A 23,562-nucleotide genomic window follows, 5' to 3' on the forward strand; every position below is an offset into this window, starting at 1 on the left:
CGTTAGGGAAACGCCCGGTTACATTCCGAACCCGGAAGCTAAGCCTTTCAGCGCCGATGGTACTGCAGGGGGGACCCTGTGGGAGAGTAGGACGCTGCCGAACAATTTTTAGCCTCGGTCCCGAGCATTACATGCTCGGGACCGAGGCATTTTTGCGTTCGGCGCCAGGTTCCCAGTCGAACTGATGTATCACTGGATCGAGTGAAGTGGGGCTGTGGCGCTGGCGTGGCGCGTGTCAGACCGCTCAGAATCGCCAGCAGGAGGGGTGAGGAGAGCGGGGGCTCACGATGCAAGCGATGCAGGCGATGAAGGTCGGGAGGGCGGTGGAGGTGGCGTCAGGGCCCGCTGTGGGGCCCGTTCCGACGCCATTGCCCGCCACCGTCACCACAACCATCTCAACCATCACGACATCAGTCGCCGTAGCCGGCGGCACGGGCGAGGTCGAGGTCAAGTGCCTCGCGGCGGATGCGCTGATCCATGTACAGGAGAGCGGTCACACCGGCGCTGATCGGAAAGGTGATGGCCGAGCTGATCACTCCGCCGATGCCGACGACGATCAGAAAGGCCCAGCCGACGGAGACGGACTCGCCGGACAGGTAGTCGATGGCGCCGTCCCCGCCGAACGCCATCGCGACGACGCTGGTCGGGACCTCGACGATGGCGGCCACGATGAAGACCAGCGCGATGGAGAGCAGTTGGATGCCGAAGACGCGCCACCACGCTCCGCGTACAAGTTTGGCCGAGCGGCGCAGGGCGGAGATGATCCCCTGCTTCTCCAGCATCAGCGCGGGGGCGGCGAGGCTGAAGCGGACCCAGAGCCAGATGGCGATGCCCGTGCCCGCGAGAGCTCCGAGCGAGGCGAGCGCCGCGCCCTCGCTGGGCACACCGACCGCTGTGAGGAGCAGCCCCGGCGCCATGCCCACACCGATGACGGCCGCGGCGATGGCCGGGATGAGCAGGAGCAGGCCGCACAGCTGAAGCAGGCGCGGCCGGGCATCGCCCCAGGCCTCGCCGGTGGACACGGGCCGTCCCAGGACCGCACGGGCGGTGACCATGGTCAGCAGGGCGGTCGTCACGATCGTGCCCAGTACGCCGACGAACAACGTCACGGAGCTGCTGCCCATCGCGCTGCGGACGGCTTCCAGCGTCTCCCCGAGCGTGGGGTCCGGCTTGTCGACGGAGCCGGTTCCGGAAGTAGTGCGGAACCACAGGCCGGTGATGACGGTGATCAGTCCCTGGGCCACCACCGAGACGGCGAGCGAGATGCCGAGGACCGTGCGCCAGTGAGCGCGCATCGTGGCGATCGCGCCGTCGAGGATCTCGCTCACACCGAGCGGGCGCAGCGGGATGACGCCGGGGCGGGGCGCGGGCGGCGCCTGTCGCCAACCGGTGCCCCAGCCGCCGCCGTTCGCCGGCCCGGCCGGATGCGGAGGCCGCGTGGAGATGCCGCCGTCGGGGGCCGTCCAGCGTCCCGCCGGGGGTTGCTGCCTGGCCCAGGTAGCGCCCCGCGCGGGCCGCTCCTGCGCGGGGTGGCCGACGGGCTCGTTCGGCTGCTGACTGCCGTGGTCGGGCTCGTCGGAAGGGGACGATCCGGGCGGAGCCCAGCCCGGAGAGTCGTTCATCGTCGCTCCGTAAGTTGTTCCTTGGCCGGTCGCGGATGCGGTGACGGCCGGTTCGTAGCCATCGTGCCACGGTGTGTTGTGGTTCGTACCGGGCGCCGGGGTGGGCTGACTACTTCATTAGTCGGCACCGCAGGGGGCAGACTGGGCGGATGGCTGATCAGCACCGGGGATCCCCGGAAGGCGCCGCAGCGCCCACTGCTTTCGCACTGCGCTGGGAGGAACCACCGGAGGGGCCCGTGGTGGTGCTCCTCGACCAGACCCGGCTTCCCGCGGAGGAGGTCGAGCTGGTGTGCACGGATGTGCCGATGCTGGTGGAGGCGATCCGCTCGCTCGCCGTACGAGGAGCCCCGATGCTCGGCATCGCCGGGGCCTATGGGGTCGCCCTCGCCGCGGTGCGCGGATTCGACGTGGACGAGGCCGCCGAATCGCTCGCCCATGCCCGTCCCACCGCCGTCAACCTCGGCTATGGCGTGCGCCGGGCCGCCGCCGCGTACCACGCGGCGATCGGGGACGGGGCGGACTCCGACCGGGCCGCCGCTGCCGCGCTCGCCGAGGCGCGCACCCTCCACGGTGAGGACGCCGAGGCCAGCGAGCGGATGGCCGAGCACGGCCAGGCGCTCCTCGATGAGCTGCTGCCCGCCGGGGGCTACCGCATCCTCACCCACTGCAACTCCGGAGCGCTGGTCTCCGGCGGTGAGGGCACCGCCCTGGCGGTGGTCAAAGCGGTGCACCACGCCGGGCAGCTGCGGCGGCTGTGGGTGGACGAGACCCGTCCGCTGTTCCAGGGCTCCCGCCTGACGGCGTACGAGGCGGCCCGGGACGGGATGGCGTACACGCTGCTCACCGACAACGCGGCGGGGTCGCTGTTCGCGGCGGGAGAGGTGGACGCGGTGCTGATAGGCGCGGACCGCATAGCCGCGGACGGCTCGGTGGCCAACAAGGTCGGCAGCTATCCGCTCGCGGTGCTGGCCCGCTACCACCATGTGCCGTTCATCGTGGTGGCCCCGACCACCACGGTGGACCCGGACACCCCCGACGGGTCGGCGATCGAGGTCGAGCAGCGGCCCGGGCATGAGGTGACGGACGTCATAGTGCCGCACGCTCCGGCCGGCCCCGGGGTCGAGGCGGCGATGGGCGTGCCGGTCGCCCCGCTGGGGACCCAGGCGTACAACCCGGCTTTCGACGTCACACCGCCGGAGCTGATCACCGCGATCGTCACCGAGCGCGGTGTCGTCGCGCCCGTCACCGAAGGGGGTATCGCGGAGCTGTGCTCCAGGTCACGATCAGGTAATGGGATGATGGCCTCATGAAGGGACGCGTCCTTGTCGTCGACGACGACACCGCACTGGCAGAGATGCTCGGCATCGTGCTGCGCGGCGAAGGCTTTGAACCGTCGTTCGTCTCGGACGGCGACAAGGCCCTTGCCGCCTTCCGCGAGGCCAAGCCGGATCTGGTGCTGCTCGACCTCATGCTGCCCGGACGGGACGGGATCGAGGTGTGCCGGCTGATCCGGGCCGAGTCCGGGGTGCCGATCGTCATGCTCACCGCCAAGAGCGACACCGTCGACGTGGTGGTCGGGCTGGAGTCCGGTGCCGATGACTACATCGTCAAGCCGTTCAAGCCGAAGGAGCTGGTGGCCCGGATCCGGGCGCGGCTGCGGCGGTCCGAGGACCCGACGCCGGAGCAGTTGCAGATCGGCGATCTGGTGATCGACGTCGCCGGGCACTCGGTGAAGCGGGACGGGCAATCGATAGCGCTGACCCCGCTGGAGTTCGATCTTCTCGTGGCGCTGGCCCGTAAGCCGTGGCAGGTGTTCACCCGCGAGGTGCTGCTGGAGCAGGTCTGGGGTTATCGGCACGCGGCCGACACCCGGCTGGTCAATGTCCATGTGCAGCGGCTGCGCTCCAAGGTCGAGAAGGACCCGGAGCGGCCGGAGATCGTGGTGACCGTGCGCGGCGTCGGCTACAAGGCCGGGCCCAGCTGAGATGACGGGTGGCGGCACGGCTCCGCGGCCCCAGGGTTCGGGAGGCGGGGCGCCGGAGAGCGGCCGGGCGGGGCGACCCGATCCGGCGGGTGACATTCCGTTGCTCCGGAGGCTGTGGAGCGGCGGGCATCTGCTGCCCGACGGCGCCTCCGGCGGCCCGGCCCATCCCCTGATCCGGCTGTTCGGCCGGTGGGTGCGCCGTCCGCTGCTGCCCGCTGCCCGGCTGTGGCGGCGGAACATCCAGCTGCGGGTGGTGGCCACCACGCTGCTGATGTCGCTCGGCGTGGTGATCCTGCTCGGCCTGGTCGTCATCGGCCAGGTGCGCAACGGACTGCTGGACGCCAAGCGGCATGCCGCGCAGGGCCAGGCCGTCGGCGGGTTCGAGGTGGCCGAGCAGATGGCCGACCGTAAGAGCGATTCCGGTGGTCAGGACGGTGCGGGCCCTGGCAGCCGGGGTGCCCAGGACGCGGGGGCGTGGCTGAACGCCCTGGTGGAGCAGTTGGCCAGTGGTGGCAAGGGCGCGTACTCGGTGGTCGCGCTCAGCTCCGACTCCGGGGAGACGCCCTATGTGGCCAGCCGTGGCCCCCGGGCCTCCGGTGACGTCAAGGCGGACAGCGTGCCCGCCGATCTGCGGCAGCGGGTGGACGAGGGCCGGAACATGCCGTACGAGCAGTACGGGCGGATCGAGCACCTCGGCTCCGGCGACAGCGAGGCCGCGCTGATCATCGGCAAGCGGCTGGACGACAACCACGGCGACGCCTATCAGCTGTACTACCTCTTCCCCTTCACCCAGGAGGAGAAGTCGCTGAGCCTGGTGAAGGGCACGCTGGCCACGGCCGGGGTGTTCGTGGTGGTGCTGCTCGGCGCCATCGCCTGGGTGGTGGTGCGGCAGGTCGTCACGCCGGTGCGGATGGCGGCGGGGATCTCCGAGCGGCTGGCGGCCGGTCTGCTGCAGGAGCGGATGAAGGTCACCGGGGAGGACGACATCGCCCGCCTCGGCGAGGCGTTCAACAAGATGGCCCAGAACCTCCAGCTCAAGATCCAGCAGCTGGAGGAGCTGTCCCGGATGCAGCGTCGGTTCGTCTCGGACGTCTCCCATGAGCTGCGCACACCGCTGACGACCGTGCGGATGGCGGCGGACGTCATCTATGAGGGGCGCGAGGACTTCGATCCGATCACGGCGCGCTCCGCCGAGCTGCTGTGGGGCCAGGTCGACCGCTTCGAGTCGCTGCTCTCCGACCTGCTGGAGATCAGCCGGTTCGACGCGGGTGCGGCGGCCCTGGAGGCCGATCAGATCGATCTGCGCGATGTGGTGAACCGGGTGGTCGACGGGGCCGAGCCGCTGGCCGACGCCAAGGGCACCCGGATCCTGGTGCGGGGCGCCGAGGCGCCGGTGGTCGCCGAGGCGGACGCCCGCCGGGTGGAGCGGGTGCTGCGCAATCTGGTGGTCAACGCCGTGGAGCACGGCGAGGGCCGGGACGTGGTGGTGCGGCTCGCGGCGGCGGGCGGCGCGGTCGCCGTGGCCGTCCGGGACTACGGGGTGGGGCTGAAGCCCGGCGAGGCGACGCGGGTGTTCAACCGCTTCTGGCGGGCCGACCCGGCGCGCGCCCGGACGACCGGTGGCACCGGCCTCGGTCTGTCGATCGCGGTGGAGGACGCGCGGCTGCACGGCGGCTGGCTCCAGGCGTGGGGCGAGCCCGGTGGCGGTTCGCAGTTCCGGCTGACGCTGCCGCGCGCCGCGGGCGATGTGCTGCGCGGTTCGCCGATCCCGCTGGAGCCCGAGGACTCCCGGCGCAACCGGCAGCCGGCCGACGGCGGGCAGGCGCAGCCCGCGGCGGAGCGGCTGGCCTCGGTGCCCGCCCAGCCCCGTTCCGCGCTGCCGCCCGCCGATGCCCCGGTGCCTTCGGCCGATCCGACGGCGCTGCCGGGGAACGGGGCCCGGGTGGTGCGTGGCGCCACGGAGCCGTCGTACCGGGAGCACCGGGAGCGAACGACACCGAACGAAGGGGAGGGCCGCCCCCGTGGGCGCTGACCGTGCCGACCGCCACCGTTCCCGCTCCGGCGCGCGCCGCCGCGCGCGGGGCACGGGCACGTTGCTGGCGTGTGGTGTGCTGCTGCTGTCCGGCTGCGCCTCGATGCCCGACAGCGGGGATGTGCGCCGGGTGGACTCCTCGCCGCGCTCGGACGTGGATTCGCAGGTCCGGGTGTACGGGGTGAGCCCGGGCAAGGGCGAGCAGCCCGCGGAGCTGGTCTCCGGCTTCCTGGAGGCCACGACGAGCGACGAGGAGAACTTCGCCACCGCGAAGGAGTATCTGACCCGGGGCGCCTCCAAGGACTGGGATCCGTTCGCGCGGACCACGGTGCTGGAGCAGGCGCCGGACGTGCGGGTCGAGACCGACCCCGCCGACCGGGACGGCAACAGTAAGACGGTGGTGCTGTCGGGCAAGCGGATCGCCACGGTGGACGCGGCGCACGCCTACCGGCCCGATGAGGAGAGGTACGAGCAGCGCATCCATCTGACCCTGCGCGGGTCGGAGTGGCGGATCGACGGACCGCCGCCGGGGCTGGTGCTCGGCGAGTCCGATTTCCAGCGCATCTACCACTCGGTGAACAAGTACTACTTCGCGAAGCTGGGGCCGGACGGCGAGGACTCACGGGTGGGGGACGAGGTCCTGGTCGCCGATCCGGTCTATCTGCGGCGGCGCATCAATCCGGTCACGGCGACCGTCAAGGCGCTGCTGGACGGCCCGACGGACTGGCTGGAGCCGGTGGTCAGCACGGCGTTCCCGGCCGGTACGGCGCTCGGCCGCCACACCGACCGGCTGTCGCTGGACGATTCGAACGCGCTCAAGGTCCGGCTGAGCGATCAGGCGGCGGGGATCAGCCCGGGCCGGTGTGCCCGGATGGCGGCGCAGACGCTGTTCACGGTGCAGGACCTCTGGGAGGGATCGGACGAGGTCAGCGGAGTGCGGCTGGAGCGGCAGAGCGGCTCCGAGCTGTGCGCGCTGTCGAGCGACGCGGCGCGCGCGTACGCACCCGCCCAGGTCATCGGGCGGCCCCAGCACCAGTACTTCGTGGACGCGCGGCACCGGATGGTCCGGCTGTCCGACGACGAGGACAAGCCGCAGCCGGTGCCGGGGCCGTTCGGCGCAGAGGGTGCGGGGCTGGGCACGGTGGCGGTCTCGCGCGACGAGCGGGACGCCGCGGCGGTCAGCCAGGACGGCCGGTCGCTGTATGTGACGGAGCTGTCGTCCGGCGCCGAGCGGGGCCGGGTGCGGGTGCAAAGCCAGGGCGGCAGCCCCGAGCAGGGGCTGACGGCGCCCAGCTGGGACGGGCTGGGCGGGCTGTGGGTGGCCGACCGGGATCCGCAGCGGCCGCGGCTGCTGCGGCTGCGCGGCGGTACGGGCCAGGCGGACGAGGTCGGGCTGCCGGCGCTCGACGGTGGCCGGATCACGGCGCTGCGGGTGTCGGCGGACGGCACCAGGATCGCGATGCTGGTCAAGCGTGACGGGCATACGACGCTGCGGCTGGGCCGGATCGAGCGGCGGGGCACGGCGGCCCGTCCGAAGCTGTCGGTGCGGGCGCTGCACGCTATCGCGCCGAAGCTGCAGGACGTCGACACCGCGTCCTGGGCGGGGGACAGCCGGCTGGTGGTCGCGGGCCGCGAGTCGGACGGTGTGCAGCAGCTGCAGTACGTGGAGACGGACGGCTCTCCGGCGGATCTGCCGGAGGTGCCGGGGCCGAACGGGGTGGAGACGGTCGCCGCCTCGGAGGACCAGACCCGGCCGCTGCTCGCCGAGACCAGGGAGAACGGGATCGTCCGGCTGTTGCCGAACACGGACTGGAAGACCGTGGACGAGGACGGTTCCGGGCCGGTGTACCCCGGATAGCCGTAGGGGCGTGCGTGGCGGCTCCGTAACCGTCCGTCCCGCCGTGGGGGCGGCCGGTTGTCCACATGCGCGCGGTTTTCCACAGGGGGTGGCGGCCCGGCCGGTGTGACGGGACAGTGGGGGCCATGCGGGGCTGGTGGCAGGAGATCGCCGATCTGGTGCTGCCGGCCGACTGCGCGGGGTGCGGTCGGCCGGGTGTCCCGCTGTGCGACCGGTGCCATGGGGTGCTGCGCGGTTCCGGGGCGCGCCGGGTGCTGCCGAGTCCGGTGCCGCCGGGGCTGCCGGTGGTCCACGCGGCGGTGGATTACGTGGACGAGGCCCGCGCGGTGCTGCTCGCGCACAAGGAGCGGGGAGCGCTGCGGCTGGCGGGGCCGCTGGGCGAGGCGCTGGCCGGTGCGGTGCGGGCGGCGGCCGGCGGGGCCCTGCCCGGGGCGTGGGAAAGCCCGCCGCTCCTGCTGGTGCCGGTGCCCTCGGCGCGGCGTGCGGTGGGGGCGCGGGGTCATGATCCGGCCCGGCGTATCGCGTTCGCGGCGGCAGGCGTGCTGCGCCGCGCGGGGTGTCCCGCGAGGGTGCCGGCGGTGCTGCGGCAGCGGCGCCGGGTTACCGACCAGTCGGGGCTGGATGCCCGGCAGCGCCGGGCGAACGTGACGGGGGCGCTGGAGGCCGTGCCGGGTGGTGGGCGGCTCCTGGTGGCGGGCCCGGTGGTCCTGGTGGACGATCTGATGACGACGGGGGCCTCGCTCGCGGAGGCGGCACGGGCGGTGGCGGAGGCGGGCGGACGCGTGGTGGGCGGGGCGGTGGTGGCCGCGCCGCCGGACTCCGCGCCTTCGGGGCTTCCCACGCCGTCGGCGCCTTCCGGCCGACTCAGACCCTTCGCGAGCGGTAAGCGGAACTGAACACGAAGCCGCGTCGTTGCAGGCTGTAAGGATGCCAAGCACCTGATCGGAGGTACGGCTCGGTAGGGGGTGCCGACATCCGTCCGGGCGAGCTATGTTCGGTTGTGAGGAGTGGCAGGTGCTATGACTCGCAAATCCGCTTGGCGTGCTTTTGGGTGCTTTCTTGTGAGTCTTTGGACGAAACGGGGTGGACTTCTTCCCCGTGGGAAGGAGAGGTGAAGCCGCCAAGCCGGTGGCTCCGGAAGACGCCGGAGCCTAGTGCACAAGGGATTGAGCTCCGGTGGATGATCCGGAGCGACCCGGGAACGGAGTTCTGCGTGGACATCGTCGTCAAGGGCCGTAAAACAGAGGTGCCCGAGCGGTTCCGGAAGCACGTGGCCGAGAAGCTGAAGCTGGATAAGATCCAGAAGCTCGACGGCAAGGTGATCAGCCTCGATGTCGAGGTGTCCAAGGAGCACAATCCGCGGCAGGCCGATCGGTCCGACCGCGTGGAGATCACCCTTCGCTCGCGCGGCCCGGTCATTCGGGCGGAGGCCGCGGCGGCCGATCCGTACGCGGCGCTGGACCTGGCGGCCGGCAAGCTGGAAGCGCGGATGCGCAAGCAGCACGACAAGCGCCACACCCGGCGTGGCAACGGTCGCATTCCGGCCAGCGACGTGGCCATCACGGTGCCCAATGCGGCTCGTATCAACGGGCATGGCGAGATCGCCGCCCAGCGCACCCCGTCGGACACCGTGCCGACCACCCGGATGGGGCCCCTGGAGGTCCAGGGCGAAGGCCCCCTCGTGGTCCGTGAGAAGACCCACGCCGCGGTCCCGATGACGCTCGACCAGGCTCTCTACGAGATGGAGCTGGTCGGGCACGATTTCTATCTGTTCGTCGACTCCGACACCAGCCAGCCCAGCGTCGTCTACCGGCGGCACGGCTATGACTACGGGGTCATTCATCTTCAGCCGGAGGCGTTCGCCGGGGAGGAGCCCGGGGGCGCCGGCGATGCGCTCGGCGCCTGAGGCGACCTGAGCCTCGACCGCCTCTGGGCGGGCGCACAGAGAGTGAGCGGGATCGCGCGGCGTATGCGCCGCGCGGTCCCGTGGCCGGTCCGGGCATGAAATCATGGCTCGACGGCCAACCGGTATGGGGAAACGACTGGTTGAGGCCGCACCGCACCGTGCACCACAGAGTGCAGACCGCAAGGGCCATGGCCTTCAGGGGGAGGAACGATGGCGGACAGCTTCGGGCCCATGTCCGACGAAGGCGATGACCAACGCCTGGGGCCGGACAGGGCCGAGTCGCGCAAGGAGCCGATCCGGGTCCTCGTAGTGGACGACCACGCTCTCTTCCGGCGTGGGTTGGAGATCGTCCTGGCCCAGGAGGAGGACATTCAGGTCGTCGGTGAGGCCGGGGACGGCGCCGAGGCCGTGGACAAGGCGGCGGATCTGCTGCCGGACATCGTCCTGATGGATGTGCGCATGCCCAAGCGCGGGGGGATCGAGGCATGCACATCGATCAAGGAAGTGGCCCCCAGCGCCAAGATCATCATGCTGACGATCAGCGACGAGGAGGCCGACCTCTACGACGCGATCAAGGCGGGCGCCACCGGCTATCTGCTCAAGGAGATCTCGACCGACGAGGTGTCGACCGCGATCCGGGCGGTGGCCGACGGCCAGTCGCAGATCAGCCCGTCGATGGCGGCCAAGCTCCTCACCGAGTTCAAGTCGATGATCCAGCGCACCGACGAGCGCCGGCTGGTGCCGGCTCCCCGGCTCACCGACCGTGAGCTGGAGGTGCTGAAGCTCGTGGCCACCGGCATGAACAACCGTGACATCGCCAAGGAGCTGTTCATCAGCGAGAACACCGTGAAGAACCATGTCCGGAACATCCTGGAGAAGCTGCAGCTGCACTCCCGGATGGAGGCCGTGGTCTACGCGATGCGCGAGAAGATCCTCGAAATCAGGTGAGCGGGCGGGGCCGGGCCGCGGTCAGCCAACCGCGGCCGCCAGCGGCGCGGCCAGCTCCGGCCGGTTGACGCGCTCGATCCGCACCGCGTCGCAGCCCACCCAGCCGGCCGCCTCGCGCAGCGCCTCCGCCATCGGCGCCACCGCCTTCGGGGAGTCCAGCGACACCTGCCGGGCCACCAGCGTGGTCCCCTCACGGGCCGGATCGACCCGGCCGAGCAGCCGCCCGCCCGACAGCAGCGGCATGGCGAAGTAGCCGTACACCCGCTTGGGCCGGGGCACGTACGCCTCCAGCCGATGGCTGAAGCCGAAGATCCGCTCGGTGCGCGCCCGGTCCCATATCAGCGAGTCGAAGGGCGACAGCAGGGTCGTGCGGTGCCGTCCGCGCGGGGTGGTGGCCAGCGCCTCGGGGTCCGCCCAGGCCGCCTTGTCCCAGCCCGCGACCTTCACCGGCACCAGCCCCGAGTCCGCGATCACCGCCTCCACCTGCTCCCCCTTGAGCCGGTGGTAGTCCGCGAGGTCCGCCCGGGTGCCCACGCCGAGGGACTGCCCCGCGAGCCGCACCAGCCGCCGCAGGCACTCCGCGTCGTCCAGGTCGTCGTGCAGCAGCCCGTCCGGCACGGCGCGCTCCGCCAGGTCGTACACCCGCTTCCAGCCGCGCCGCTCCACGCACACCACCTCGCCGTACATCAGCGCGCGCTCCACCGCGACCTTCACCGCCGACCAGTCCCACCACAGGCCGCCGTTCTTGGCGCCGCCCAGCTCGCTCGCGGTCAGCGGGCCCTCGGCCCGCAGCTGCGCCACCACCTTCTCGTACGTCCCGTCCGGCAGCTCGTGGTGCCAGTGCGGGCGGGCCCGGTAGGCGCGGCGCCGGAAGGCGAAGTGCGGCCACTCCTCGATCGGCAGCACACAGGCCGCGTGCGACCAGTACTCGAAGGCGTGGGTGCCCGTCCAGTACGCCGACTCGACCGCCTCGCGGCCGACCGCGCCCAGCCGCGCGTACGGAATCAGCTCGTGCGAGCGCGCCAGCACCGAGATCGTGTCCAGCTGCACCGCGCCCAGATGCCGCAGCACGCCGCGCACCCCGCCGCGCCGGTCGGGCGCCCCCAGGAGCCCCTGGGCGCGCAGTGCGATCCGGCGCGCCTCGTCGGCGGACAAGGTGATCTCGGGCTTGGCGGGTCCGGACCCGGCGGCGGGATGCGTCATGCGCGCCACCGTAGTGGCGACCACCGACAACCCTCCACCACCTGCGGATATGCCTCAGGCCGGATGCGCGGCGGGGGCCGGGAGATACGGGGTGGCCGACGGCAGCCCCCAGTCGGAGGGCAGCAGCGCGCCCCGCCAGGCGTCCCGCCGCGTGCCCCCGCGGACGATGCGCGCCCGGTCCGTCCCCTCCATCCGGAAGCCCACGGCGAGGGCGACCGCCCGCGACGCCTCGTTCCCGGCCTCGGTGCACCACTCCAGCCGCTCCACGCCCAGCCCGGTGAACGCCCACTCGGCCACCGCCCGCGCCGCCTCACCCGTGTAGCCGCGCCGCCGGTGCTCCCGTGCCGTCCAGTAGCCCAGTTCGGCCTGGTGCTCGGGGCCGCGGAGCCGGCCCAGCCGTACCAGGCCCATCGCCCCGATGAGTTCGCCCACATCCCGGGTGACCAGCGCGAAGTTGTAGCTGCTGTCGTTCCGCCAGCCCTCCGGGCAGGTCCGCCGCACGAAGTCCTCGGCGTGCGCGCGTTCGTACGGAGCGGGCACGGTGGTCCAGCGCAGGATGTCGGGGTCCTGACAGGCGGCATGGACCGCCGGGGCGTCGGACGGCCGGAAGGGCCGCAGCACGAGCCGCTCGGTGGTGAGGGTGACGGGCTTCATGGCCCGAGTCTGGGCCGCCCCCGCGCGGCGCCGCGACTGGTTTTGGCGAATTCGGGGGCACCCCGGCGCCCCCTCACGCGTTGACACGGTGTGGTGACACCGGGCCCGCGTGGTGACGGACCTCCCGGCCAGGCGGGGTCTGTCTTACGATGGCCGTTGCGGCGGGGCTTGTGCCCCTTGACAATGCCGCGCCAGCGCACCCCACAACCGTGCCAGGCCCGACCGGCAAGGAGCCAGCCTACGTGTCCGTCTTCAACAAGCTCATGCGTGCAGGCGAAGGAAAGATCCTGCGCAAGCTGCACCGCATCGCGGACCAGGTCAATTCCATCGAAGAGGACTTCCTGTCCCTCTCCGACGCCGAGCTGCGTGCCCTCACCGACGAGTACAAGGAGCGGTACGCCGACGGCGAAAGCCTCGACGACCTGATGCCGGAGGCGTTCGCGACGGTGCGCGAGGCCGCCAAGCGGGTGCTCGGCCAGCGGCACTACGACGTCCAGCTGATGGGCGGTGCCGCGCTGCACCTCGGGTACGTCGCCGAGATGAAGACCGGTGAGGGCAAGACCCTGGTGGGCACCCTGCCCGCCTATCTGAACGCGCTGTCCGGCAAGGGCGTCCACCTCATCACGGTCAACGACTACCTGGCCGAGCGTGACTCCGAGTGGATGGGCCGGGTGCACAAGTTCCTCGGCCTGGAGGTCGGCTGCATCCTCGCCAACATGACCCCGGCGCAGCGCCGCGAGCAGTACGCGTGTGACATCACCTACGGCACCAACAACGAGTTCGGCTTCGACTACCTGCGCGACAACATGGCGTGGTCGCAGGACGAGCTGGTGCAGCGCGGGCACAACTTCGCGATCGTCGACGAGGTCGACTCGATCCTGGTGGACGAGGCCCGTACGCCGCTGATCATCTCGGGCCCGGCCGACCAGGCCACCAAGTGGTACGGGGACTTCGCCAAGCTGGTCACCCGGCTGACCCGGGGCGAGGCGGCGAATCTGCAGAAGGGTCAGGAAGAGACCGGGGACTACGAGGTCGACGAGAAGAAGCGCACCGTCGCCATCCACGAGTCCGGCGTGACCAAGGTCGAGGACTGGCTGGGCATCGACAACCTGTACGAGTCCGTCAACACTCCCCTGGTCGGCTACCTCAACAACGCGATCAAGGCCAAGGAGCTGTTCAAGAAGGACAAGGACTACGTCGTCATCGACGGCGAAGTCATGATCGTCGATGAGCACACCGGCCGTATCCTGGCCGGCCGCCGCTACAACGAGGGCATGCACCAGGCGATCGAGGCCAAGGAAGCGGTCGAGATCAAGGACGAGAACCAGACCCTCGCCACGATCACCCTGCAGAACTTCTTCCGCCTGTACACCAAGCTCTCCGGCATGACCGGTACGGCCATGACCGAGGCCGCCGAGTTCCACCAGATCTACAAGCTGGGCGTCGTCCCGATCCCGACCCACCGCCCGCTCGCCCGCGTCGACCAGTCGGACCTGATCTACCGCACCGAGGTGGCGAAGTTCGACGCGGTCGTCGAGGACATCGTCGAGAAGCACGAGAAGGGCCAGCCGGTCCTGGTCGGCACCACCTCCGTGGAGAAGTCGGAGTATCTGTCGCAGCAGCTCGCCAAGCGCGGGGTGCCGCACGAGGTGCTGAACGCGAAGCAGCACGACCGGGAGGCGACGATCGTCGCCCAGGCCGGCCGCAAGGGCGCCGTCACGGTCGCGACGAACATGGCCGGCCGTGGTACGGACATCAAGCTCGGCGGCAACCCGGACGACCTCGCCGAGGCCGAGCTGCGCCAGCGCGGTCTGGACCCGGTGGAGCACGCCGAGGAGTGGGCGGCCGCGCTGCCCGCCGCCCTGGAGAAGGCCGAGGCCGCGGTCAAGGCCGAGTTCGAGGAGGTCAAGGAGCTCGGCGGGCTGTATGTGCTGGGCACCGAGCGCCATGAGTCGCGCCGCATCGACAACCAGCTGCGCGGTCGTTCCGGCCGTCAGGGCGACCCCGGCGAGTCCCGCTTCTACCTCTCGCTCGGCGACGACCTGATGCGGCTGTTCAAGGCGCAGATGGTCGAGCGCGTGATGGCCATGGCCAACGTCCCCGACGATGTGCCGATCGAGAACAAGATGGTCACCCGCGCCATCGCCTCCGCCCAGTCGCAGGTCGAGCAGCAGAACTTCGAGACCCGTAAGAACGTCCTGAAGTACGACGAGGTCCTCAACCGGCAGCGTGAGGTCATCTACGGCGAGCGCCGCCGCGTCCTGGAGGGCGAGGACCTGCAGGAGCAGGTCGGCCACTTCATGGACGACACGATCGACGCGTACATCCAGGCGGAGACCGTCGAGGGCTTCGCGGAGGAGTGGGACCTGGACCGGCTGTGGGGCGCGTTCAAGCAGCTCTACCCGGTCAAGGTGACCGTCGATGAGCTGGAGGAGGAGACCGGCGACCGCGCCGGGATCACCGCCGAGTTCATCGCCGAGGCCATCAAGGACGACATCCACCAGCAGTACGAGGCCCGTGAGGAGCAGCTCGGCTCCGAGATCATGCGCGAGCTGGAGCGGCGCGTCGTGCTGTCCGTGCTGGACCGCAAGTGGCGCGAGCACCTGTACGAGATGGACTACCTCCAGGAGGGCATCGGGCTGCGCGCGATGGCCCAGAAGGACCCGCTGGTCGAGTACCAGCGCGAGGGCTTCGACATGTTCCAGGCCATGATGGAGGGGATCAAGGAGGAGTCGGTCGGCTATCTGTTCAACCTGGAGGTCCAGGTCGAGCAGCAGGTCGAGGAGGTCCCGGTCGAGGACGCGGAGGTGAAGGCCACGCTCGACAAGGACGTGCAGGACGCGGTCCCGGCGGGCGCGGGGGCACCCTCGACGGGTCGTCCCGAGATCCACGCCAAGGGCCTGGAGGCCCCGCAGCGGCCGGACCGGCTGCACTTCTCGGCCCCGACGGTCGACGGCGAGGGCGGCATCGTGGAGGGCGACTTCACCAACGGTGACACCCCGCCCGCGCCGCGCTCCGAGTCCGACGGGCTGACCCGCGCGGAGCGGCGCAAGGCCAACAAGGGCGGCCGCCGCCGTAAGAAGTAGCGCGTCTGCAGTTCGCGTGAGGAGGCCGGGGCACCGTGCGAGGGCACGGTGCCCCGGCCTCCTCATGTGACCAGCGGGCCGAGGTCGACGGCGGCGCAGCGCCAGCGGGCGTCGGCGCCCAGCTCCAGACGGAACGCGAGCGCGCTGAGCCGGTCGCCGGAGGCGATCCGGGCGAACGCCTCGATCACCCCGTGCCGCGGCCGGTACTCCCCGCAGCGCCGTACGACGGGCGCGGCGCGTCCGGCGGCGGGCCGCAGCGGGGCGCGGGGCGCGAGGGCGATCAGCTGGTCGTAGGCGTCGGGGAGGGCGTGCCCGAGCAGGGTGTGGACGGGGCGCTGGCCGCTGAGGGTGAGCAGCAGCCGGTGCGCGAACCAGTAGTGGGGCAGCCGGTCCCGCTCCCGCCGTACGGCGGCGAGGGCGGCCGTACGGGAGACGGCCGCCGTACGCCGCGTCGCGGTGCGGGTGCCGGGGTGTGACGCGGTCGCGCCGCCCGGTGCGCCGTCCGGCCGCCGTACGGTGGCACCGCCCGGCCGCCGGGAGTCGCGGCGGCCCGGCGGCCCGCCGCTCCGGCGCCGGGCGGCGGTGCCCGTCGTGCCCCGGTCGGTCCGCGTCGCCGTCCGCGTGATCTCGTGCATGCGCCTCGCCGTCTCTGCCGGGCCCGGCGGGATACCGGGCAGTAGCTTCCGTCGGGAGACTTCTACCGACGCGTTTCCGCCACCCGCAACGCCCGGCCCCAGGCGCCCGGGCGGGGCCCGGCGCTTCACCTATCCGGGGGAATCGATCCGGTGGAAGGGCTGGTGGCGGCGTGCGTGGCGGCGGGAGAGCCGGGGGTCGCGGGGCCCCGGAAATACCCCGAACGGGGACCGGCGGACCCGGGCCGGAGGCGGACCGAGCCCTTCCGAAATGGGGGTGGCACGTATCCTGGCGGGACCTGATGTCTCGTGAAAGCGGCGGCCCATGCGCGTCTACGTCCCCCTGACCCTCTCCGGTCTCGCCGAGGCGCACAAGGCGGGAGAACTGGGACCGGGGCCGCTGACCGCCTATGCCGTGACGCCCGCGCTGCGCGAGTGGTACGTGTCGGACGACATCGAGGAGCTGGAGTACGCCGCGCTCAGCCGGGCCGCGCAGGCGTCCCTGCGGCTGCTCGCCGTGGACCGGCAGGTGCCGCGGCGGCGCGTGGTGGTGGCCCTGGACGTGCCCGACGGGCAGGCGGTCGCCGATCCGGACCTGGGGCTGGACCCGTCCGCGCTGGGGGAGGTGCGGATCGCCGCCGCCGTACGGCTGGCCGAGGCCGCGGCGGTGCATCTGGACGCCGAGGACGCCGAGCGGGACGTCGCCGCGGCGGCCGACGCGCTGGGCGCGGCGGACCTCGGGGACGACGACGCGCAGTTCACGGTGGACGGCGCGGAGGACCATGAGCTGATGTGGTACGCCACCCAGGAGATCCCCAACCTCATCGAGTAGGCCTTACCGTCGAGGGATGGGGACGAACCGTGTGACGCACATCGTGTGGGACTGGAACGGCACGCTCTTCCACGACATCGACGCCGTGATCCAGGCGACGAACGCCTCCTTCGGGGAGATCGGCCTGCCGCCGATCACGCTGGAGCGCTACCGGGAGCTGTACCGCGTCCCGGTCCCGCTCTTCTACGAGCGGCTGATGGGCCGGCTGCCCACCGACGCGGAGTGGGAGGTCATGGACGAGGCCTTCCACCGGCACTACTGGGCGCTGGCCGAGAGTGCGGGGCTGGCGCTCGGCGCCCGGGAACTGCTCACGGAGTGGCAGTCGGCGGGGCTCACCCAGTCGCTGTGTTCGCTGGCGCCGCACGAGAACCTGATGCCCCTGGTGCGCACGCACGGCATCGAGCGCCACTTCGTCCGTGTGGACGGGCGCACCGGGCAGAGCACCACCGGCAAGGCCGAGCAGATGGTGCGCCATCTCGCCGCGCTGGAGAGGATGCCGCCGCAGCGGATCGTGGTGATCGGGGACGCGGTGGACGACGCGGTGGCGGCCCGGCATGTGGGGGCGCGGGCGGTGCTCTACACGGGCGGCTCGCACAGCCGGGCCAGTCTGCTGGCCGCCGGGGTGCCGGTGGTCGACACCCTGGAGGAGGCCGTACGGGAGGCCGAGGCGCTGGCCGACAGCTGACACGTGACAGCGAACAGTCGGCACATGACAGCTGACGGTCAACGGATGACACATCACAGCTGACAGAAAACAGCTGACGTCTGACAGCTGACAGACGGCGAAATCTGTCAGCTGATCGGCGCCTTCGTCCGCAGCACCGCCAGGAACTCCCGCATCCACACCGGATGGTCCGGCCAGGCCCGCGACGACACCAGCGTGCCGTCCACCACGACCTCCGTGTCCTGGAAGGTCGCCCCCGCCGCCTGCATGTCCAGCTCCAGCGCCGGATACGCGGTGACCCGCCGCCCGGTCAGCCCGCCGACCGCCGCCGTCAGCAGCGGGCCGTGGCAGATCTGCGCCACCGGCTTGTCGGCGTCGAAGAACGCCTTGCAGATCTTCCGCAGCTCCGGGTCGTTGCGCAGGTATTCGGGGGCCCGGCCGCCCGGGATCACCAGGGCGGCGTACTGCCCCGGGTCGACGTCGGAGAAGGCGAGGTCGGCGGGGAAGCTGTAGCCGGGCTTCTCGGTGTAGGTGTCGTAGCCGTCCTCGAAGTCGTGCACCACGAAGCGCAGCGTTTTGCGGGAGGGGGCCGCGATGTGGACGTCGTAGCCTTCCTCGCGCAGCCGCTGGTACGGGTAGAGCACCTCCAGGGACTCGGCCGCGTCCCCGGTCACCAGCAGGATCTTCGCAGTCGCAGCCGTGCTGCTCATGCCGCCCACCTCCACGTTTCCACGCTTACCACCGTCGATGCCACCCTGCATCCGCACCGGGCCTTTGCCAAGGGCGCCTGATGAGCGGGCGCGCGCTCCCTCGCTGTGCGGTGTCGTCAAACATCGGGGCCGGGTTTTGTACACGAACGGCTCATGACGAGCCCCTGGGGAGGGGAGATAGCCTTACTGCGTGATCAGCGCGATAGTCCACGGGGGCAAGGAGGCCCTCGCTCCCAGCCCGGGGCGCCTCCGGGCCGGAGCCGCTGCCGCTGGTCGACGCCGCGTGGGGTCTTGGTCACTTACGGACCAGTACGCCGCGGCCTTCTCCCTATCCGGCATACCGTCGTACGTGACCGGATACCCCGAGTCGCGGCGTCATGCCACCGCTATCGATGTCACGCAAAGGCGCGCGACAGGAGCCAGAGGACATGCAGACCAAGCTGGACGAAGCCAAGGCCGAGCTGCTCACACGGGCCGCCCGGGTCGCTGAGAACAGTCCTGCCGGGGGGCAACCACCGGTGCAGGGCCCGGGCCCGGAGACCCTGACCGCATACCTCCAGCACTACTACCTGCACACCCCACCCGAGGACCTCGCCGACCGCGACCCGGTCGATGTCTTCGGCGCTGCGCTTTCGCACTACCGGCTCGCCGAGGCGCGCCCCCAGGGCACGGCGAACGTACGGGTGCACACCCCGACCGTCGAGGAGCACGGCTGGACGTGCAGCCATTCGGTCGTCGAGGTCGTCACCGACGACATGCCGTTCCTGGTCGACTCGGTGACCAACGAGCTGACCCGTCAGGGCCGCGGGATCCACGTGGTGATCCACCCGCAGGTGGTCGTGCGCCGTGACATCACCGGCAAGCTGATCGAGCTGCTGGACGCCTCGTACGACCGCAAGGCCCGCGAGAACCTGCCGCACGACGCCGTCGTCGAGTCCTGGATCCACGTCGAGACCGACCGGGAGACCGACCGGGGCGATCTCAAGCAGATCACCACCGACCTGCTGCGCGTCCTGTCCGATGTCCGCGAGGCCGTCGAGGACTGGGAGAAGATGCGCCAGTCGGCGCTGCGGCTCGCCGAGGTGCTGCCGGAGGAGCCCAAGGCCGCCGAGGTGCGCGACCAGGAGGTGGAGGAGGCCCGTGAGCTGCTGCGCTGGCTCGCCGACGACCACTTCACCTTCATCGGCTACCGCGAGTACGAGCTGACCCAGGCGCCCGCCGAGGCCGGTGGCGAGGAGGACGTGCTGAGCGCGGTGCCCGGCACGGGCCTGGGCATCCTGCGGTCCGACCCGGCCCACCGGGACAGCGGCGAGAGCGCCCATGACGGGCCCGCCCCGGTGTCCCCGTCGTTCAACCGGCTGCCCGCCGACGCCCGCGCCAAGGCCCGCGAGCACAAGCTGCTGGTCCTCACCAAGGCCAACAGCCGGGCCACCGTCCACCGGCCGTCGTACCTCGACTACATCGGCGTGAAGAAGTTCGACGCCGAGGGCAATGTGATCGGCGAGCGGCGCTTCCTGGGGCTGTTCTCGTCCGCCGCGTACACCGAGTCGGTGCGCCGGGTGCCGGTCATCCGGCGCAAGGTGACCGAGGTGCTGGCGGGCGCCGGGTTCGGGCCCAACAGCCACGACGGCCGGGATCTGCTGCAGATCCTGGAGACCTACCCGCGCGACGAGCTGTTCCAGACCCCGGTCGACCAGCTCCGCTCGATCGTCACCAGCGTGCTCTACCTCCAGGAGCGGCGCCGGCTGCGGCTGTTCCTGCGGCAGGACGAGTACGGGCGCTACTACTCGGCGCTGGTCTACCTGCCCCGTGACCGCTTCACCACCGATGTGCGGCTGCGGCTGACGGACATCCTGCTGGAGGAGCTGAGCGGCCGCCCGCCGGTGGACTTCACCGCCCTCCACACCGAGTCGGTGCTGTCCCGGCTGCACTTCGTGGTCCGCGTCCAGCCCGGTACGGAGCTGCCCGACCTGACCGACGCCGATGTCGAGCGCATCGAGAACCGGCTGGTCGACGCCGCCCGCTCGTGGGCCGACGGCTTCTCCGAGGCCCTGGTGTCGGAGGTGGGCGAGGAGCGCGCCGCCGAGCTGCTGCGCCGCTACCAGAACGCCTTCCCCGAGGGCTACAAGGCCGACCACACGCCCCGCGGCGCGGTCGCCGACCTCCAGCACGTGGAGCGGCTGACCGCCGAGGACAGCAAGCAGGACTTCGCGCTCAGCCTGTACGAGCCGGTCGGCGCGGCCCACGCCGAGCGCCGCTTCAAGATCTACCGGTCGGGCGGCCAGGTGTCGCTGTCGGCCGTGCTGCCGGTGCTCAACACGCTCGGCGTCGAGGTGGTCGACGAGCGCCCGTACGAGCTGCGCTGCTCGGACAAGTCCACGGCCTGGATCTACGACTTCGGGCTGCGGCTGCCGCTGCGCGAGGGCGAGACCCTGGCCGACGACGCCCGTGAGCGCTTCCAGAACGCGTTCGCCGCCGTGTGGACCGGGCAGGCCGAGAGCGACAACTTCAACCAGCTGGTGCTGGGAGCGGGTCTTGACTGGCGGCAGGCCATGGTGCTGCGCGCGTACGCCAAGTACCTGCGGCAGGCCGGTTCCACCTTCAGCCAGTCGTACATGGAGGACACCCTCCGCAACAATGTGCACACGACCCGGCTGCTGGTCTCCCTCTTCGAGGCCCGGATGTCGCCCGAGCGGCAGCGGGCGGGCCTGGAGCTGACCGACGCCCTGCTGGAGGAGCTGGACGCGGCGCTGGACCAGGTGGCCTCGCTCGACGAGGACCGCATCCTGCGCTCCTTCCTCACCCTCATCAAGGCCACCCTGCGCACCAACCACTTCCAGAAGAACGCGCACGGCGAGCCGCACGACTACCTGTCGGTCAAGCTCGACCCGCAGGCCGTGCCCGATCTGCCCGCGCCCCGCCCGGCGTACGAGATCTGGGTGTACTCGCCGCGCGTCGAGGGTGTGCACCTGCGCTTCGGCAAGGTCGCGCGCGGTGGCCTGCGCTGGTCCGACCGGCGTGAGGACTTCCGTACCGAGATCCTGGGCCTGGTCAAGGCGCAGATGGTGAAGAACACGGTCATCGTGCCGGTCGGCGCCAAGGGCGGTTTCGTCGGCAAGCGGCTGCCGGACCCGTCGGCGGACCGGGACGCCTGGCTGGCCGAGGGCATCGACTGCTACAAGACCTTCATCTCCGGCCTGCTCGACATCACCGACAACCTGGTCGGCGGTCAGGTCGAGCCGCCGCAGGACGTCGTCCGGCACGACGGGGACGACACCTACCTGGTCGTCGCCGCCGACAAGGGCACCGCGACCTTCTCCGACATCGCCAACGAGGTCGCCCAGTCGTACGGCTTCTGGCTCGGCGACGCGTTCGCCTCCGGCGGTTCGGCCGGTTACGACCACAAGGGCATGGGCATCACGGCGCGCGGCGCCTGGGAGTCCGTCAAGCGGCACTTCCGCGAGCTGGACCACGACACCCAGAGCCAGGACTTCACGGTCGTCGGCGTCGGTGACATGTCCGGTGACGTGTTCGGCAACGGTATGCTGCTGAGCGAGAACATCCGGCTGGTCGCCGCCTTCGACCACCGGCACATCTTCATCGACCCCAACCCGGACGCGGCCACCTCGTACGCCGAGCGCCGCAGGCTGTTCGAGCTGCCGCGCTCGTCCTGGGAGGACTACGACGCCGGGCTGATCTCGGCGGGCGGCGGCATCCACCCCCGCACCGCCAAGGCCATCCAGATCACCCCGCAGGTGCGGGCGGCGCTGGGCATCGAGACCAAGGTCGCCAAGATGACCCCGGCCGACCTGATGAAGGCCATCCTCAAGGCCCCGGTCGACCTGCTGTGGAACGGCGGCATCGGTACGTACGTCAAGGCGTCCACCGAGTCGCACGCCGACGTCGGCGACAAGGCCAACGACGCGATCCGGGTGGACGGCCAGGACCTGCGGGTCAAGGTCGTCGGCGAGGGCGGCAACCTGGGCCTGACCCAGCTCGGCCGCATCGAGTTCGCCACCAACGGCGGCCGGATCAACACCGACGCGATCGACAACAGCGCCGGGGTGGACACCTCCGACCACGAGGTGAACATCAAGATCCTGCTCAACGCGCTGGTCACCGAGGGCGACATGACGGTCAAGCAGCGCAACAAGCTGCTGGCCGAGATGACCGACGAGGTCGGCGCGCTGGTGCTGCGCAACAACTACGCGCAGAACGTGGCCCTGGCCATCTCCGGCGCCCAGGCCCCCAGCCTGCTCCACGCCCACCAGCGGCTGATGCGCCGGCTGACGCGCGAGGGACGGCTGGACCGCGCGCTGGAGTTCCTGCCCTCCGACCGGCAGATCCGCGAGCGGCTGTCCGCCGGGCGCGGTCTGACCCAGCCCGAGCTGGCCGTGCTGCTCGCCTACGTCAAGATCACCGTGGCGGACGAGCTGATCGGCACCGGGCTCCCCGACGACCCGTACCTCCAGCGGCTGCTGCACGCCTACTTCCCGCAGGCGCTGCGCCAGACCTTCCCCGAGCACATCGACGGGCATGCGCTGCGGCGCGAGATCATCACCACGGTGCTGGTCAACGACACCGTCAACACCGCCGGTACGACCTTCCTGCACCGCATGCGGGAGGAGACCGGGGCCTCCACCGAAGAGGTCGTGCGCGCCCAGACCGCGGCGCGGGCCATCTTCGAGCTGGGGGAGATCTGGGACGAGGTCGAGTCGCTGGACACGGTCGTCGCCGCGGAGTTCCAGACCCGGATGCGGCTGCACTCGCGGCGGCTCGTCGAGCGCGGCACCCGCTGGCTGCTCAACAACCGGCCGCAGCCGCTGGAGCTGGCCGGGACGATCGACTTCTTCGCCGAGCGGGTCTCCGCGGTGCGGGCGCAGCTGCCCAAGCTGCTGCGCGGCGGCGACATCGAGTGGTACCAGCGCATCCACGACGAGCTGACGGCCGCCGGTGTCCCCGATGACCTGGCGACCCGGGTGGCGGGCTTCTCGTCCGCCTTCCCGACGCTGGACATCGTGGCCATCGCGGACCGCACCGGCAAGGACCCCCTCGCGGTCGCCGAGGTCTACTACGACCTGGCCGACCGGCTGTCCATCAGCCGGCTGATGGACCGCATCATCGAACTGCCGCGGGCCGACCGCTGGCAGTCCATGGCCCGCGTCTCCATCCGCGAGGACCTGTACGCGGCCCACGCCGCCCTCACCTCCGACGTCCTGTCGGTCGGTAACGGCGGCTCGACGCCGGAGCAGCGCTTCAAGGCGTGGGAGCAGAAGAACGCCGCGCTCCTCCAGCGGGCGCGGACCACGCTGGACGAGATCCAGTCGTCGGAGACGTTCGACCTGGCGAACCTGTCGGTGGCGATGCGCACCATGCGGACGATGCTGCGTACGCACAGCTGACCCGGCTCGGCTCTCGACAGCGCCCCCGG

The 23,562-nt window shown here is 71.3% G+C and carries 16 protein-coding genes and 1 rRNA gene; 12 read left to right on the plus strand and 5 right to left on the minus strand.

Features of this window, described 5'->3' with window-relative positions; translation table 11 throughout:
* Positions 1–103 (plus strand): 5S ribosomal RNA (gene rrf / locus ABZ562_RS36945); the annotation flags it as partial.
* A 307-nt stretch (positions 104–410) separates the two neighbouring features.
* Here rrf and ABZ562_RS36950 read toward each other — a convergent pair.
* On the minus strand, positions 411–1,622 hold the full coding sequence (locus ABZ562_RS36950) for a hypothetical protein (RefSeq protein ID WP_361488610.1): 1,212 nt from the start codon (positions 1,620–1,622) through the stop codon (positions 411–413).
* Between the two features lie 149 nt (positions 1,623–1,771).
* On the opposite strand from ABZ562_RS36950, the gene mtnA reads away from it, so the two are divergent.
* The 7 genes from mtnA (at position 1,772) to ABZ562_RS36985 (ending at position 10,350) form a co-directional block, all read left to right on the plus strand.
* On the plus strand, positions 1,772–2,932 hold the full coding sequence (mtnA, locus tag ABZ562_RS36955; protein WP_361488612.1) for an S-methyl-5-thioribose-1-phosphate isomerase: 1,161 nt from the start codon (positions 1,772–1,774) through the stop codon (positions 2,930–2,932).
* Positions 2,929–3,606, plus strand: coding sequence for a two-component system response regulator MtrA (mtrA, locus tag ABZ562_RS36960; protein ID WP_055555491.1), 678 nt, complete (start codon positions 2,929–2,931; stop codon positions 3,604–3,606). The genes mtnA and mtrA overlap by 4 nt, the downstream gene beginning before the upstream one ends.
* Positions 3,607–3,718: 112 nt before the next feature.
* Complete coding sequence (gene mtrB, locus ABZ562_RS36965) at positions 3,719–5,638, plus strand: MtrAB system histidine kinase MtrB (protein WP_361488674.1); 1,920 nt, start codon at positions 3,719–3,721, stop codon at positions 5,636–5,638.
* Entirely contained in the window at positions 5,628–7,496 is a 1,869-nt protein-coding gene (locus ABZ562_RS36970; protein WP_361488616.1) for an LpqB family beta-propeller domain-containing protein, read from the plus strand. The genes mtrB and ABZ562_RS36970 overlap by 11 nt, the downstream gene beginning before the upstream one ends.
* 125 nt (positions 7,497–7,621) lie before the next feature.
* The gene (locus tag ABZ562_RS36975) at positions 7,622–8,392 is read left to right on the plus strand and encodes a ComF family protein (RefSeq protein ID WP_361488619.1); all 771 of its coding nucleotides are present in this window, start codon (positions 7,622–7,624) and stop codon (positions 8,390–8,392) included.
* Between the two features lie 317 nt (positions 8,393–8,709).
* Complete coding sequence (gene raiA, locus ABZ562_RS36980; protein WP_361488622.1) at positions 8,710–9,402, plus strand: ribosome-associated translation inhibitor RaiA; 693 nt, start codon at positions 8,710–8,712, stop codon at positions 9,400–9,402.
* 210 nt (positions 9,403–9,612) lie between these two features.
* Positions 9,613–10,350 (plus strand): response regulator transcription factor, encoded by a 738-nt coding sequence (locus tag ABZ562_RS36985; protein WP_055555488.1) that lies wholly within the window; start codon positions 9,613–9,615, stop codon positions 10,348–10,350.
* 21 nt (positions 10,351–10,371) lie between these two features.
* On the opposite strand, the gene ABZ562_RS36990 is transcribed toward ABZ562_RS36985, so the two are convergent.
* Together ABZ562_RS36990 and ABZ562_RS36995 are read right to left on the minus strand one after the other, a co-directional pair.
* On the minus strand, positions 10,372–11,553 hold the full coding sequence (locus ABZ562_RS36990) for a crosslink repair DNA glycosylase YcaQ family protein (RefSeq protein WP_361488625.1): 1,182 nt from the start codon (positions 11,551–11,553) through the stop codon (positions 10,372–10,374).
* 54 nt (positions 11,554–11,607) lie between these two features.
* On the minus strand, positions 11,608–12,207 hold the full coding sequence (locus tag ABZ562_RS36995) for a GNAT family N-acetyltransferase (protein WP_361488627.1): 600 nt from the start codon (positions 12,205–12,207) through the stop codon (positions 11,608–11,610).
* 242 nt (positions 12,208–12,449) lie between these two features.
* On the opposite strand from ABZ562_RS36995, the gene secA reads away from it, so the two are divergent.
* Complete coding sequence (gene secA / locus ABZ562_RS37000; protein WP_361488630.1) at positions 12,450–15,293, plus strand: preprotein translocase subunit SecA; 2,844 nt, start codon at positions 12,450–12,452, stop codon at positions 15,291–15,293.
* Between the two features lie 62 nt (positions 15,294–15,355).
* Here the strand turns inward: secA and ABZ562_RS37005 are convergent, their stop codons facing one another.
* Positions 15,356–15,928, minus strand: a complete 573-nt coding sequence (locus tag ABZ562_RS37005; RefSeq protein WP_361488632.1) for an Rv3235 family protein — start codon at positions 15,926–15,928, stop codon at positions 15,356–15,358.
* Positions 15,929–16,250: 322 nt separating this feature from the next.
* Here ABZ562_RS37005 and ABZ562_RS37010 point away from each other — a divergent pair, with 322 nt between their 5' ends.
* Complete coding sequence (locus ABZ562_RS37010) at positions 16,251–16,757, plus strand: hypothetical protein (RefSeq protein ID WP_361488635.1); 507 nt, start codon at positions 16,251–16,253, stop codon at positions 16,755–16,757.
* 16 nt (positions 16,758–16,773) lie between these two features.
* On the plus strand, positions 16,774–17,442 hold the full coding sequence (locus ABZ562_RS37015; RefSeq protein ID WP_361488637.1) for an HAD family hydrolase: 669 nt from the start codon (positions 16,774–16,776) through the stop codon (positions 17,440–17,442).
* Positions 17,443–17,549: 107 nt separating this feature from the next.
* On the opposite strand, the gene ABZ562_RS37020 is transcribed toward ABZ562_RS37015, so the two are convergent.
* Positions 17,550–18,131, minus strand: coding sequence for a DJ-1/PfpI family protein (locus ABZ562_RS37020; RefSeq protein ID WP_361488640.1), 582 nt, complete (start codon positions 18,129–18,131; stop codon positions 17,550–17,552).
* A 428-nt stretch (positions 18,132–18,559) separates the two neighbouring features.
* Here ABZ562_RS37020 and ABZ562_RS37025 point away from each other — a divergent pair, with 428 nt between their 5' ends.
* Positions 18,560–23,533: an NAD-glutamate dehydrogenase gene (locus ABZ562_RS37025; RefSeq protein ID WP_361488642.1), complete on the plus strand. Its 4,974-nt coding sequence runs from the start codon at positions 18,560–18,562 to the stop codon at positions 23,531–23,533.
* Positions 23,534–23,562 lie beyond the last annotated feature (29 nt).

Source organism: Streptomyces sp. NPDC019937, assembly GCF_040631655.1.
GTDB lineage: Bacteria > Actinomycetota > Actinomycetes > Streptomycetales > Streptomycetaceae > Streptomyces.